Origin of the sequence: Pseudomonas sp. HMSC063H08, from assembly GCF_001813645.1 — a bacterium.
Lineage (GTDB): Bacteria > Pseudomonadota > Gammaproteobacteria > Pseudomonadales > Pseudomonadaceae > Pseudomonas > Pseudomonas aeruginosa.
Map to the genome: position 1 here is coordinate 1 of NZ_KV813446.1, position 354 is coordinate 354.

Annotated in this window: 1 protein-coding gene; it reads right to left on the minus strand. The window is 65.3% G+C overall.

Features of this window, described 5'->3' with window-relative positions:
• On the minus strand, positions 1-354 hold a 354-nt coding region (locus HMPREF2924_RS36450), incomplete at both ends, for an ATPase, T2SS/T4P/T4SS family (protein ID WP_256567956.1).

Below are 354 nucleotides of genomic sequence, written 5' to 3' on the forward strand. Positions count from 1 at the left end.
ACGGCAGGCCTGGCAGCCAGGCCCCTTGACGTACACCTGGGAAACATCGGTCAAGCGCTGGACCCGTTCGACCAGATCGGGCGCGAGCTGGTCTTGGTGGTCTTGGAAGCGCACTTTGCAGTGGGGGCAGAGCTTGGGCAGCAGGCTCTGGTTGATCAGACCGGTCAGCAGGGCCGGATCGAACAGCAAGCCGGGGTCGACACCCAGGTCCTTGAGGCGCTGGACAATGCCGATCGCGCTATTGGTGTGCAGGGTCGACCACAGGCCGTGCCCGGTCATCGCGCCACGGAAGGCGGCGACAGCGGCGAAGAGGTCGCGCACTTCGCCGATCATCATGTAGTCCGGATCCAGGCG